This is a genomic window from Vibrio artabrorum, assembly GCF_024347295.1.
Lineage (GTDB): Bacteria > Pseudomonadota > Gammaproteobacteria > Enterobacterales > Vibrionaceae > Vibrio > Vibrio artabrorum.
Map to the genome: position 1 here is coordinate 572106 of NZ_AP025458.1, position 13117 is coordinate 585222.

Sequence of the window (13117 nt, forward strand, 5' to 3'; positions counted from 1 at the left end):
CTCTCCTTGTGCCTACGGGCGGCTTAAAATGTTTGATTATTGTTTGAACTCAGATTCAATTGCCTTGCATCAAACCTAAAAACATCGACGGCTACATACTGTTACCTAAATCATTCATTATTTGGGGTACACACATGTTGAAGAAGCTGGCTTTTCAGATCGTTCCAATTCAGATCTTCTTATTCGTCTTTTGGTTCAAGAACGGCTTTGTCGATAAGGTTATGGGCATTTTACTTGGCATTGTCACACCGGATACAGCTTATGCGGGAGACACTTGGGCTGGCTGGAAAGGCTATATTGTAGGAACTTGGGATAAGAGCCAGATCGGTCATGCTCTATTGAGCCCGACTTTCGACGTTATGTTCCCTATTCTGATTATATTGCAATGTATTCCGTTTTTACTGGTTATTCGCTCGGTATTTGCTGGCGAGTTCATGGCCGGAAAAGAACGTCCATGGTTACTTTATGCGGCATTTTCATCTTTGTTTGTGACTAGCTGTATGGTTTTCACGCAAACCATCACAGGCGCAAGCGATGGCCAATATTTGTGGCAATTTATCGGCTTTAGCATGGTTGCTATCATTTATTTACGTAACGAACAAGGTAAGTAGTCTGCGTTCAAAATCTTCTCTGGATCGAAGACGTCGTAAAGTAAAAAGTAAATAAGTTTACGGTTTACTTACCTCCTACTAACTCATGTTTTTAAGAGTTTGTTCAAAAAGAAAAAGCCCACAACCTAGGTTGTGGGCTTTGTTGTGAGCGTTAAATAAAACGGGATTTTAAGCGGTCAGTGCTAATACAGTACCAGGTAATACAAGGAATATTGCAGTAAGGTAACCAGCTACTACGGCTTTGTTCTTCACCGCCATATCTGAAATTATGTCAGCAGCTTTAACAGGAAGTTCACGTAGGAACGGAATACCGAAGATGAATACCGTAGCCATGATATTAAACACCAAATGCACTAGCGCAATCTGAAGTGCGAATACAGCGAACTCACCAGATACTGCTGTAGCTGCAAGTAGAGCCGTAATACACGTACCGATGTTTGCGCCCAGAGTGAATGGGTAAACGTCACGTACTTTAAGAACACCTGAGCCTACCAATGGAACCATCAAGCTTGTCGTCGTAGAAGAAGACTGAACAAGGATAGTCACGATAGAGCCAGAAGCGATACCGTGGATAGGACCACGACCGATTGCGTTCTTTAGAATCTCACGAGCACGACCCACCATTAGGCTCTTCATCAGCTTACCCATTACCGTAATAGCAACGAAGATAGTTGCGATACCCAGAACGATAAGCATGATACCGCCCACGGTGTCACCAAATGTTGATAGTGGCTCTTTAATCGCACTCACGACTGGTTTCGTGATTGGGTTGATGAAGTTGAGTCCTCCCATGCTCATATCACCGGTCGCTAACATCGGTGAGACTAACCAGTGAGAAGTTTTTTCTAGAATGCCAAACATCATCTCTAGTGGTAGGAAGATCATAACTGCCAATAGGTTAAAGAAGTCGTGAATCGTCGCACTGGCGAATGCACGCTTAAACTCTTCTTTACAGCGAACATGGCCAAGACTAACGATCGTATTGGTGACTGTCGTACCAATGTTTGCGCCCATGATCATTGGGATCGCGAGTTCAACAGGTAAACCGCCTGCCACAAGGCCAACGATAATTGAAGTGACGGTACTTGATGATTGAATCAGCGCCGTTGCTACTAAACCTATCATTAAGCCTGCAACTGGGTGTGAAGCAAATTCGAAAAGAACCTTTGCTTGCTCGCCTGTTGCCCATTTGAAGCCTGTACCAACCATTGAAACTGAAAGTAATAGTAGGTAAAGCATGAATGCCAAGTTAGCCCAGCGTAGCCAACGAGTTGTGCTCGAGATAGGCGCAGCTGCAGTAGTAGCTTGGTTCATAATGTTTTCTCCATTGGACCGTTTAAGTCTGTGTTTGGTCTGTGTGTTTAATCTGATCGTGATGTTAGAGGGGAAATATTTCAGTAATATTACATTTTGATTTTAGGGGGGCTTTTTTGTGAGGGGTCGCGGTTTAAAAAACAAAACCCCAATTATTACGCTTTTAGTTTGTTGTTTTTAAAGGTTTTTTAATTTATTCCTGTTGGGTGATATAGATCTTAAAAGCTAGAAAAAAATTGAAAATAATCATTTTAATCTTACATTGTGAAACTAGATACTTCGAAAAAACAAATGATAAGGTCTAATTACGTTAGGTTTTTCCGAGTTTGTTGAGTGGTGGTGTCATATTTGATATAAAAGGGCATCGACTCTTTTTATTACGGCGCATCTATGTCGCACCTCAACTACAACCATCTGTATTACTTTTGGATGGTCTGCAAGCAAGGCTCTGTTACTAAGGCTGCAGAAGCCTTATTTCTAACGCCACAAACGGTAACGGGTCAGATAAAAGCCTTAGAAGAGCGTATGGATGGCAAGTTGACCAAACGTAATGGCCGCAGTGTTGAGCCTACCGAGTTGGGGCAACTGATATTTAAATATGCCGACCGTATGTTTGGTTTGAGTTATGAAATGCTCGATATCGTGAATTACAGTCAGCACTCCAATATTCTGTTTGATGTGGGTGTAGCGGACGCACTATCCAAAAGGTTAGTGAGTAAGATATTGATGTCTACGATTCCCCCTGACAACAGCATTCACTTACGTTGTTTTGAATCGACCCACGAAATGTTACTAGAGCAACTCTCTCAGCATAAGCTTGATATGATCTTGTCTGATTGTCCGGTGGACTCGAGTCAAAGTCCGGGGTTATTTAGTAAGAAATTGGGCGAAAGTGGAATGAGTTTTTTCTGTTCCGGTGGTGTTGAAGACGCCAGTTTTCCTGCCGTTTTAGAGCAGAGAAAACTGTTGATTCCAGGAAGCCGTACTTCAATGGGGCGTAAAGTGCTGCAATGGTTTGATCGGCAAGGACTTAAGCCCGATGTTCTCGGTGAATTTGATGATGCGGCATTAATGAAAGTGTTTGCTCGTTATCATCATGACGTTATTTTCTTAGCACCGACGCTGTATATGTCAGAAGTTGAAGAAGACATATCTCTGCAATTGTTGGGCGGTATTGAAGAGCTTAAAGAGGAGTACTATGTCATATTTGCCGAGAGGATGATTCAGCACCCAGCAGTCAAAAATGTCTGTGATGCCGATTTTAGTAAATTGTTCGAATGAGGTAGTTTGTTAATCAATTGACATCGACTATCATCACTTCACAATATACCAGAAATATTGATAGCCCGTAGTTGGTGTGAAGGTTGTAGGGATCCAAGCTATGAACTTAAAAGAGATGGAGAAGAACTCAGCGCAAGTTGTGATTCTACTCAAAGCCATGGCCAACGAGCGTCGCTTACAGATCTTGTGCCTATTGCATGGCACTGAATTGTCGGTTGGGGAGTTGTGTCGCAAGTTAGAATTGAGCCAGTCTGCTTTATCTCAACACCTTGCGTGGTTGAGAAGAGATGGATTAGTCGATACTCGTAAAGAGGCTCAAACCGTGTATTACACATTGAGCAGCGAAGAGGTCAAAGCAATGATTCAGTTACTGCATGGCATGTACTGCAAGTAGTTTGTGCGGGTTGGGACGGTAATTTCTGACCAGTAATTGACCCGACATAAAGAAGTGTCAGTATTTTCGTCGAACGTGGGAGCCTGTTTGTTGATTCGCGTGTTTGTTGCATTACCTCTTTTTTATTGCTTATCAGCAAGTCGAGTGTCGACTGGTCATCAAAAAAAGCGGCTGACTCAATATTTAGATATAAAAAAACCGGCCAAGGCCGGTTTTTTTCGTTTTGCGTTGTAATCAAATTTCTATTAAAGAGCTTTGATTGCAGCTGCGAAACGAGACTTATGACGTGCAGCTTTATTCTTATGAATAAGGCCTTTAGTCGCCATGCGGTCTAGAAGAGGTGTAACTTCTACAAGAGCAGCAGTTGCAGCTTCTTTATTGCCAGCTTCAATAGCTGCAATCGTTTTTTTCATGTAAGTGCGCATCATAGAACGACGGCTAGCATTGTGCTGGCGACGTTTCTCAGCTTGGATAGCGCGCTTCTTAGCAGATTTACTGTTTGCCAAGGGTCTAACTCCCAAAAACTTAGTTCGGTGACAATTTAAGGGCGAGGACTATCCCTCATTAGCGCTTAATTGTCAAATGATTTGTGCAAAAACCAATCGTAGCCAAACAAACTTTGGTATAGAAAGGTCATCGCGGTTAAGATGGCGGGGATTCTAACAGCATTTTTAGACCAATGCTAATAATTATGCTTCTAAGGGGAGGATAGTATTTATCCTTGCTTGAAAGCAATCAACCAGTGTCAGAGGTTTCTGTGAGTAAACGACTATTAAAGTCAGGCCTGATTGTCAGTGCAATGACTTTTGTTTCCCGTGTTTTGGGGCTAGTACGTGATGTAGTAGTAGCAAATTTGATGGGGGCTGGAGCAAGTGCTGACGTATTTTTCTTCGCTAATAAAATTCCTAACTTCTTACGTCGACTTTTTGCAGAAGGTGCGTTTTCTCAAGCGTTTGTTCCTGTATTAACGGAATATCACGCTGCAGGTGATAAAGATAAAACTCGAGATTTAATTGCTAAGGTGTCGGGGACACTCGGGGTATTAGTCTCTATTGTCACGGTAATTGGGGTATTGGGTTCTGGTGTGATCACTGCGATGTTTGGTGCGGGGTGGTTTATCGATTGGCTCAACGATGGCCCAGCTGCGCCAAAGTTTGAATTGGCGAGCTTTATGCTCAAGATTACCTTTCCTTACTTGTGGTTTATCACCTTTGTTGCTTTATCTGGTGCCATCCTCAATACGTTAGGTAAGTTTGCCGTCTCTTCTTTTACACCTGTGTTCTTGAACGTAATGATCATTGCGTGTGCTTGGTTTCTTGCACCTAATTTAGAACAGCCTGAAATTGGCTTAGCCATCGGTGTGTTTCTTGGGGGGCTCGTTCAATTCTTATTCCAAATGCCTTTTTTGATCAAAGCAGGGGTATTTGTTAAACCGCAGTGGGGTTGGAGAGATCCCGGTGTCGTTAAGATCCGCACATTAATGATCCCGGCTTTATTTGGTGTATCGGTCAGTCAAATCAACTTATTGTTTGATACCTTTATTGCCAGCTTCCTAGCTACAGGCTCTATCAGTTGGTTGTACTATTCAGATCGACTGCTTGAATTTCCTCTTGGCTTATTCGGTATTGCGATTGCTACCGTGATTCTTCCCGCCTTGTCGCGTAAACACGTAGATGCCCAAGGGGAAGGGTTTGCGCATACCATGGATTGGGGCGTGCGCATGGTTTTATTGCTTGGCATTCCTGCTATGTTAGGTCTTATTGTTTTAGCTAAGCCCATGTTGATGGTGCTCTTTATGCGTGGTGAGTTTTCGGCGCACGATGTTCAACAGGCATCGATGTCGTTGGTCGCGTACGCTTCTGGTTTACTAAACTTCATGCTCATTAAAGTTTTAGCTCCGGGCTATTACTCTCGCCAAGACACTAAAACGCCCGTTAAGTATGGCATTATTGCGATGCTTACTAACATGGTGTTTAACGCAATATTCGCTTATTTCTTTGGCTATATCGGTTTGGCGATGGCGACGGCATTGTCTGCTTTTGTGAACATGGCCTTGTTATATCGCGGATTGCATCTGGCTGGAGTGTATCAATTAACGAAGACAACCTTGCTGTTTAGTGGCAAATTGATTCTCTCGGGTGTGGTGATGGTGGCTGTAATTTTATGGCAATTGGAACATATGGACCAATGGCTTGAATGGGCGTTTCGCCAGAGAGCGCTGACATTAACAGCCTTGATTGGACTCGGTGGCTTTGTTTATATTGTGTCGATACTGATTTTAGGTATCCGAGTAAAACATTTAAAAGCAGCGACAGATTAATACTGATTAGTATATAATCCGTCGGTTTCACACAATAAATGATGTCAATAACAGGTTTTAGCTGGTCATAATGGAACTGATCCGAGGTATACACAATATTAAAGCACAGCATCATGGCTGTGTATTAACCATAGGTAACTTCGATGGTGTTCATTTAGGTCATCAAGAGGTTCTAAGCCAGGTGTCTAAACAAGCAGCAGCATTAGGGCTCCCTTCTGTTGTTATGACGTTTGAACCGCAGCCGATGGAATTGTTTGCTAAAGAGAAAGCGCCAGCACGTTTAACTCGCTTACGAGATAAGTACGTGCAATTGAGTAAGCTGGATATTAGTCGTTTATTGTGCGTAAACTTTAATCAGTATTTTGCCAACTTATCAGCAGAAGCATTCATTAAAGATCTGTTGGTTGATAAGCTTGGTGTGAAGTTCTTGGTGGTTGGTGACGACTTTTGCTTCGGCAAGGGGCGGACGGGTCATTTCGCTATGCTTCAAGATGCAGGCGAGAAGTATGGTTTTGAGGTGGTGAGCACCCAAAGCTATTGCTTAAACCAATTACGAGTAAGCAGTACTGAGATACGGAATGCCTTAGCAGCCAATGATTTGGCTGCCAGCGTGACCATGTTAGGGCGTGACTACAGTATCAGTGGTCGTGTTTCTCATGGTCGTAAACTTGGGAGAACCATAGGTTTTCCTACCGCTAATATTCCATTAAAGCGTTGTGTTTCTCCTGTTTCGGGAGTCTATGTTGTTGAAGCATTGGATATCGATGGTGTTCCTGTCGGTGGGGTTGCTAATATTGGACAACGACCAACGGTTAATGGTGTAAGGCAGCAATTAGAAGTGCATTTTTTTGACTTTAAAGCCGATTTATATGGTAAACAGTTAGAAGTGCGACTTCTGCACAAACTGCGCGACGAGATAAAGTTTGAATCGTTCGACGCATTAAAGAATCAAATAGAATTGGATGCTGAAGCCGCAAGGGTGTGGCTGCTTCAGCTAAAGAATTAGTCGGATGATTCCACCGATTAACATAATGTCTAACTTCGCCCAATATAACGGAATTAAGAATCGATGAGTGATTATAAAGATACCCTGAACTTACCAGAAACAGGGTTCCCAATGCGCGGCAATCTGGCAAATCGTGAACCAGAAATGCTTAAGCGTTGGTACAAAGAAGACCTTTACGGTGAAATCCGTAAGGCAAAGAAAGGTAAAAAATCTTTCGTGCTGCATGACGGCCCTCCATACGCGAACGGCGACATTCACATTGGCCACGCGCTGAACAAGATTCTTAAAGACATTATTATCAAATCTAAGACCCTTTCTGGCTTTGATGCACCGTACATCCCTGGTTGGGACTGTCACGGTCTTCCAATCGAGCTAATGGTTGAGAAGAAGAAAGGTAAGCCAGGTCAAAAGATTTCGGCTGCTGAATTCCGCGAAGAGTGTCGTAAATACGCTGCGGGCCAAGTTGAAGGTCAGAAAGAGAGCTTCAAACGTCTTGGTATCATGGGCGAGTGGGACAAACCATACCGCACGATGGATTTCGGCACTGAAGCGAACATCATTCGTTCTCTAGGCAAAATCGCAGATAAAGGTCACCTTCTTAAAGGTTTCAAACCCGTTCACTGGTGTACTGACTGTGGTTCTGCTCTGGCTGAAGCTGAAGTTGAATACAAAGATAAAGTTTCTCCATCTATCGATGTGAAATTTACAGCAGCTGACGAAGCGGCTCTTCTAGAGAAATTTACTCTAGCGGAAGGTCATGCGGGTCAAGGCGAAATCTCTATCGTTATCTGGACAACAACACCATGGACTCTGCCGGCTAACCGCGCAGTATGTCTACGTGATGATCTTGAATACGTATTGATCCAAGTTGAAGCGAATGGCGACCAGCCTGCTCAACGTATCGTTGTTGCTTCTGATCTAGCAAAAGACGTAATGGACCATGCAGGTATCGAGCATTTCCACAATCTTGGTTTTGCTACAGGTGCTGATCTTGAGCTTTCTCAGTTCAACCACCCGTTCTACGATTTTACTGTTCCTGCTGTTCTTGGCGATCACGTAACAACGGATTCAGGTACTGGTGTGGTTCACACTGCGCCTGGCCACGGTCAGGAGGATTTCGTGGTTGGTAAGAAGTACAACCTAGAAATCGCTAACCCAGTTGGTTCAAACGGCGTTTACCTGCCAGATACTGAGCTATTTGCTGGTCAGCACGTATTCAAAGCGAACGACTCTGTTTTAGACGTTCTAAAAGAGAAAGGTGCACTTCTGCATCACCACGCTTACGAGCACAGCTACCCACATTGTTGGAGACACAAAACGCCAATCATCTTCCGCGCAACACCACAATGGTTCATCTCTATGGATCAAGCTGGCCTACGTGCTAAAGCACTAGAGTCAATCAAGAATGTTGAGTGGTTGCCTGAATGGGGTCAAAGCCGTATCGAAGGTATGGTTGAAGGTCGCCCTGAGTGGTGTATCTCTCGTCAACGTACTTGGGGTGTGCCAATTGCTCTGTTCGTTCATAAAGAAACAGCTGAACTTCACCCAGAAAGCCCAGCGCTTATTGAAAAAGTTGCGAAGCTAGTTGAAGAGAAAGGCATTCAAGCTTGGTGGGATGTAGACGCTGCTGAACTTATGGGCGCAGAAGACGCTGATAAGTACGAAAAAGTAATGGATACGCTAGACGTATGGTTCGACTCCGGTGTGACGCACTTCTCAGTGGTTGACTCTCGTGAAGAGTACAACTTCCCGAACGAAGAGCGTACTCACAGTGCTGATCTTTACCTTGAAGGTTCAGACCAACACCGTGGCTGGTTCCAGTCTTCTCTAATTTCATCGATTGCGATGAAAGACGAAGCACCGTACAAGCAAGTACTCACACACGGTTTCGTGGTGGATGGTAACGGCCGTAAGATGTCTAAATCTATCGGTAACGTGGTTGCGCCTAAAGACGTCACCAACAAACTAGGTGCAGATATCCTGCGTCTATGGGTTGCTTCTACAGACTACACGGGTGAAGTGGCGGTTTCTGATGAAATCCTGAAGCGTTCAGCGGATGCTTACCGTCGTATTCGTAATACAGCTCGTTTCTTCCTAGCGAACTTGAACGGTTTCAACCCAGCAACGGACCTAGTGCCAGCAGAAGAGATGGTTGCGCTTGATCGCTGGGCGGTTGGCCGTGCTCAAGCTGCACAAGAAGAGATCGTTAAAGCATACGGCGAATACAACACTCACGGTGTGACTCAGCGTCTAATGCATTTCTGCTCTATCGAAATGGGTTCTTTCTACCTAGACGTAATTAAAGATCGTCAGTACACAGCGAAGCAGGGCAGCCATGCTCAACGCAGCTGTCAAACGGCACTTTACTACATCGTAGAAGCTCTCGTTCGTTGGATGGCGCCTATCATGTCGTTCACGGCAGATGAAATCTGGAACGAGATGCCAAGCTCTTTGCCAACAGGAGAGCAGCGTGACACGTTCGTATTCACCGGTGAGTGGTTCGAAGATCTATTCGGTCTTGCTGCTGACGAAGAGCTAAGCAACGAATTCTGGGCTGAAATTCAGTCTGTTCGTGGCGCCGTGAACAAGCTTCTTGAAGATGCTCGTAAAGAGAAAACGATCGGTGGTGCACTGCAAGCTGAAGTGACTCTATACGCTGACGACGCACTCGCGGCTAAAATCAATAAGCTAGAAGATGAACTACGTTTCGTGCTGATTACTTCTGCTGCTGTTGTTAAGCCACTGAGTGAGAAGTCTGATGCAGCGCAAGCGACAGACGTTGCTGGCCTATTCGTTGAAGTTGCGGCTACTGAAGCTGAGAAGTGTGACCGTTGCTGGCACCACACTCCAGATGTCGGTACTATCGAAGGTCATGAAAAAGTTTGTGGCCGTTGTGTGTCGAACATCGACGGTGAAGGCGAAGTGCGCAAGTTCGCATAACGATTCAGAGATAAACTGAACTTTTTGTAAAAATCATAGCCCCAGTATCAACTGGGGTTATTTTTAATTATAGGAAATGTGTTTCGCCAAGTTGAGTACTTATGACCACTTATCGTGGGTAATAATCAATACCTGCTTCGTCGATACTAGGAATAGAAATGAGTGAAGTTTCGTTAAAACAATCGGGTGTGCGTTGGTTATGGTTAGCTCTGCTGGTTTTCGTTGCAGATATTGCTATCAAGCTATTTGTTATGGACAACATGGAGTATGGCTGGGCAAACCGTATTGAGGTGCTACCATTCTTTAATTTGCTGTATGTACATAACTATGGTGCAGCATTCAGCTTTTTAAGCGATCAAGCTGGTTGGCAGCGTTGGTTGTTTACTGGTATCGCATTTGTGGTAACGGGCGTGCTGACATACTGGATGAGCAAATCACACGCGACAGAAAAGTGGAGTAATATTGCTTATGCGATCATCATTGGTGGTGCGGTTGGCAACGTGTTCGACCGTGTTGTGCATGGTTTTGTGGTTGATTACCTAGACTTCTACTGGGGTACTTACCACTGGCCGGCATTTAACTTGGCTGATATGGCGATCTGTATTGGTGCCGCGATGATCATCTTGGATAGTTTCCGCAAGAAAGACGAAAGCAACTAGCTTGAAATAGATGACTTTAAAGTCAGTCTATGACTCACAGAATAGAATAGCCCTAAGCGCTGTCGGTTGATTCCGACGGCGCTTTTTTTTATGCTTCAGTCAACAAGGAAGCAAAGTACAATGTATCCTCAAATAATAAAAAATCTAAGGAAAGTAACGTGGCAGCAATTAAAAATGATTCAGCAGTAACTCTACATTTTACGATCAAAATGAAGGATGGCTCAGTTGCCGATAGTACGGAAAATATGGGTAAACCAGCCAAGTTCGTGATGGGTGATGGTAGCTTAAGTGAGAACTTTGAAGCGTGCTTACTTGGACTTGAAACGGGGACGGAAAAGTCTATCGAACTGAAAGCCGAAGACGCGTTTGGTATGCCAAATCCAGATCATATTCACTATATGGATCGTGCTAAGTTTGTTGGCGATGCTGAAGTGGAAGTTGGCACTATCATGGCATTCTCGGGGCCGGATGGTATCGAAATTCCAGGCATTATTACCGAGATCGCAGGTGATTCTGTGACGGTTGATTTTAATCACCCGCTCGCAGGCCAAGATGTTACGTTTGACGTCAATATCTTAGCGGTAGAATAACTCTCTTAACGTTAGAATAGCACTGCCTTACAGTTGTAAGGTATCCCAGCGCTTCACTGTCTAAGCGCTTCACTGTAGAATGCGAGCCTCGCTGACGGCGAACTCTGTAGAAACAACCATAGTACCGCAGTAAATAATGAGCAATGAAATGAAAATAATGTTAGCTAATCCTCGTGGCTTTTGTGCCGGTGTCGATCGTGCGATCAGCATCGTAGAGCGCGCACTTGAAATGTATCAGCCACCGATTTATGTTCGGCATGAAGTGGTTCATAACCGTTTTGTTGTTGAAGGGCTTAAGCAACGTGGTGCTATTTTTGTCGAAGAGTTAAGTGAAGTGCCTGACGATAACATCGTGATCTTCTCGGCTCACGGTGTGTCTCAGGCGGTCCGCAAAGAAGCAAAAGAGCGCGAGTTAACGGTATTTGATGCGACCTGTCCTTTGGTGACGAAAGTTCATATGGAGGTTGCTCGAGCCAGCCGCAAACATATGGAAGTGGTACTGATTGGTCATGCTGGTCACCCAGAAGTGGAAGGTACGATGGGGCAGTACGCGAGCCAAACCGGTGGTATGTACTTGGTTGAACGACCAGAGGATGTACAGAACCTAGTAGTGAATGACCCGAGTAACCTGCACTACGTTAGCCAAACAACGCTATCAGTTGATGAAACAGCTGATGTGATTGAAGAGCTACGTCGAGTGTTCCCGGAAATTCAAGGCCCACGCAAAGACGACATCTGTTACGCAACTCAAAACCGTCAAGACGCAGTGCGAGAGATGGCGAATGACGTTGATGTGGTGATTGTAGTTGGTTCTAAGAACTCGTCTAACTCAACACGTTTAAAAGAGCTGGCTGAGAAGCTAGGCACGCCAGGCTACCTGACGGATTGCCCTGAAGACATTCAAACAGAGTGGGTTGAAGGGAAAAAGAAAATCGGTGTAACAGCCGGTGCTTCTGCGCCTGAAGAGCTGGTAAACCAAATTCTAGACCGTATTCGTGAACTGGGTGCGACTGACGTTGAAGAGATTCAAGGTTGTGAAGAGAACATGTTCTTCGAAGTGCCAAAAGAGTTACAGATTAAGCAAGTCGACTGATCTCGATTGATTTGTGACAAGATCGATTCATAAATAGTTGATTTATAAACAAGAAAAAGCCAACGTTGATGCGTTGGCTTTTTTGATCGTGCTTTGGAATAAGGCATCGAACTTGTAATGCGTTACTGGAGACCGAGTTGCTCTTTCAATGTCTTTAAGTAACGACGACTGACAGGCACTTCAAAGCCCGTCAGGGTAATGATCTCCGCTAATCCATTCTCTAACAGTTTGATCTCTTGGATCGATTTTATGTTGATCAAGTATTGGCGATGACAGCGGATCAAATCGGTTTTTTCTTCCAAGATCTTTAGCGTTAACTGTGAGGTCGCGGTTTGCGATGAGCTACGTACATGCACACCACTGATATCGGAATAAGCGCACTCGACGGTTTGGCTTGCCATGATCACTATGCGATTATGACCGATACACGGGATTTGCTCTAAGTGACAGGGAGTAATTGCTGAGATGTTCTGTTCTGGGGCTTGCTGATTTTGTTTGATGACCTTATTCAGGCGACAAACACTCTTGTTTAATCGACAAGGCTCGACGGGCTTAAGTAGGTAATCAAAAGCGTTATCTTCAAAGGCTTGAATCGCATATTGGTCGTAGGCGGTGACGAAGACCACGTAAGGCATCGTGTCTGGGTCAAGCATGCTGAGCAGTTCAATTCCGGTAACCTGCGGCATTTGGATATCCAAATACACCACATCAGGCTTGAGTAGGTTGATCTGTTTCAGTCCTTCGATCGCGTTACTCGCTTGGCCAATGATTTCCACTTCTCCGGTTTCGGTCAGCAGCTCAATCAGCTCTTCGCGAGCAAAAAGCTCATCATCGACGACTAATGCTTTTAACATCCTATAACCTTCATCTTGGTTCTATCCCTGCTTGATTCACGCTTATCTTTTAAGT

General features: G+C 44.4%; 12 protein-coding genes. 9 read left to right on the plus strand and 3 right to left on the minus strand.

From position 1 onward, the window contains the following. The first annotated feature begins 134 nt into the window (after positions 1-134). A complete protein-coding gene (locus OCU36_RS02600) occupies positions 135-611 on the plus strand; it encodes a hypothetical protein (RefSeq protein WP_261838916.1) in 477 nt (158 codons plus the stop codon). Between the two features lie 168 nt (positions 612-779). Here OCU36_RS02600 and OCU36_RS02605 read toward each other — a convergent pair whose 3' ends face one another. Next, positions 780-1925: a Na/Pi symporter gene (locus OCU36_RS02605; RefSeq protein ID WP_261838917.1), complete on the minus strand. Its 1146-nt coding sequence runs from the start codon at positions 1923-1925 to the stop codon at positions 780-782. Positions 1926-2315: 390 nt separating this feature from the next. Here OCU36_RS02605 and nhaR point away from each other — a divergent pair, with 390 nt between their 5' ends. After that, positions 2316-3206: a transcriptional activator NhaR gene (gene nhaR / locus OCU36_RS02610; protein ID WP_261838918.1), complete on the plus strand. Its 891-nt coding sequence runs from the start codon at positions 2316-2318 to the stop codon at positions 3204-3206. Positions 3207-3306: 100 nt separating this feature from the next. Further along, positions 3307-3600, plus strand: coding sequence for an ArsR/SmtB family transcription factor (locus tag OCU36_RS02615; protein WP_261838919.1), 294 nt, complete (start codon positions 3307-3309; stop codon positions 3598-3600). 245 nt (positions 3601-3845) lie between these two features. On the opposite strand, the gene rpsT is transcribed toward OCU36_RS02615, so the two are convergent. Then, positions 3846-4106, minus strand: coding sequence for a 30S ribosomal protein S20 (gene rpsT, locus OCU36_RS02620; protein WP_012603273.1), 261 nt, complete (start codon positions 4104-4106; stop codon positions 3846-3848). 251 nt (positions 4107-4357) lie between these two features. On the opposite strand from rpsT, the gene murJ reads away from it, so the two are divergent. The 6 genes from murJ to ispH all read left to right on the plus strand — a co-directional run bounded on the left by murJ (position 4358) and on the right by ispH (position 12208). Beyond that, the gene (gene murJ, locus OCU36_RS02625; protein WP_315972663.1) at positions 4358-5920 is read left to right on the plus strand and encodes a murein biosynthesis integral membrane protein MurJ; all 1563 of its coding nucleotides are present in this window, start codon (positions 4358-4360) and stop codon (positions 5918-5920) included. 70 nt (positions 5921-5990) lie between these two features. Then, the gene (ribF, locus tag OCU36_RS02630) at positions 5991-6926 is read left to right on the plus strand and encodes a bifunctional riboflavin kinase/FAD synthetase (protein ID WP_261838921.1); all 936 of its coding nucleotides are present in this window, start codon (positions 5991-5993) and stop codon (positions 6924-6926) included. A 63-nt stretch (positions 6927-6989) separates the two neighbouring features. Continuing rightward, positions 6990-9866, plus strand: coding sequence for an isoleucine--tRNA ligase (gene ileS, locus OCU36_RS02635; protein ID WP_261838922.1), 2877 nt, complete (start codon positions 6990-6992; stop codon positions 9864-9866). Between the two features lie 158 nt (positions 9867-10024). Then, positions 10025-10525 carry a signal peptidase II gene (lspA, locus tag OCU36_RS02640; RefSeq protein WP_261838923.1) on the plus strand — a complete coding sequence of 167 codons (501 nt, stop codon included), beginning with the start codon at positions 10025-10027 and terminating at the stop codon, positions 10523-10525. Between the two features lie 158 nt (positions 10526-10683). Next, positions 10684-11115 carry an FKBP-type peptidyl-prolyl cis-trans isomerase gene (fkpB, locus tag OCU36_RS02645; protein WP_261838924.1) on the plus strand — a complete coding sequence of 144 codons (432 nt, stop codon included), beginning with the start codon at positions 10684-10686 and terminating at the stop codon, positions 11113-11115. Positions 11116-11251: 136 nt separating this feature from the next. Further along, complete coding sequence (ispH, locus tag OCU36_RS02650; protein WP_261838925.1) at positions 11252-12208, plus strand: 4-hydroxy-3-methylbut-2-enyl diphosphate reductase; 957 nt, start codon at positions 11252-11254, stop codon at positions 12206-12208. A gap of 122 nt (positions 12209-12330) precedes the next feature. Here ispH and btsR read toward each other — a convergent pair whose 3' ends face one another. Then, positions 12331-13062 (minus strand): two-component system response regulator BtsR, encoded by a 732-nt coding sequence (gene btsR, locus OCU36_RS02655; RefSeq protein WP_261838926.1) that lies wholly within the window; start codon positions 13060-13062, stop codon positions 12331-12333. Positions 13063-13117: the final 55 nt, after the last annotated feature.

Coding starts and splice junctions, on each gene's coding strand:
- OCU36_RS02600 (WP_261838916.1), top strand. CDS start 135: ATGTTGAAGAAGCTGGCTTTTCAGATCGTTCCAATTCAGATCTTCTTA.
- OCU36_RS02605 (WP_261838917.1), bottom strand. CDS start 1,925: ATGAACCAAGCTACTACTGCAGCTGCGCCTATCTCGAGCACAACTCGT.
- nhaR (WP_261838918.1), top strand. CDS start 2,316: ATGTCGCACCTCAACTACAACCATCTGTATTACTTTTGGATGGTCTGC.
- OCU36_RS02615 (WP_261838919.1), top strand. CDS start 3,307: ATGAACTTAAAAGAGATGGAGAAGAACTCAGCGCAAGTTGTGATTCTA.
- ribF (WP_261838921.1), top strand. CDS start 5,991: ATGGAACTGATCCGAGGTATACACAATATTAAAGCACAGCATCATGGC.
- ileS (WP_261838922.1), top strand. CDS start 6,990: ATGAGTGATTATAAAGATACCCTGAACTTACCAGAAACAGGGTTCCCA.
- lspA (WP_261838923.1), top strand. CDS start 10,025: ATGAGTGAAGTTTCGTTAAAACAATCGGGTGTGCGTTGGTTATGGTTA.
- ispH (WP_261838925.1), top strand. CDS start 11,252: ATGAGCAATGAAATGAAAATAATGTTAGCTAATCCTCGTGGCTTTTGT.
- btsR (WP_261838926.1), bottom strand. CDS start 13,062: ATGTTAAAAGCATTAGTCGTCGATGATGAGCTTTTTGCTCGCGAAGAG.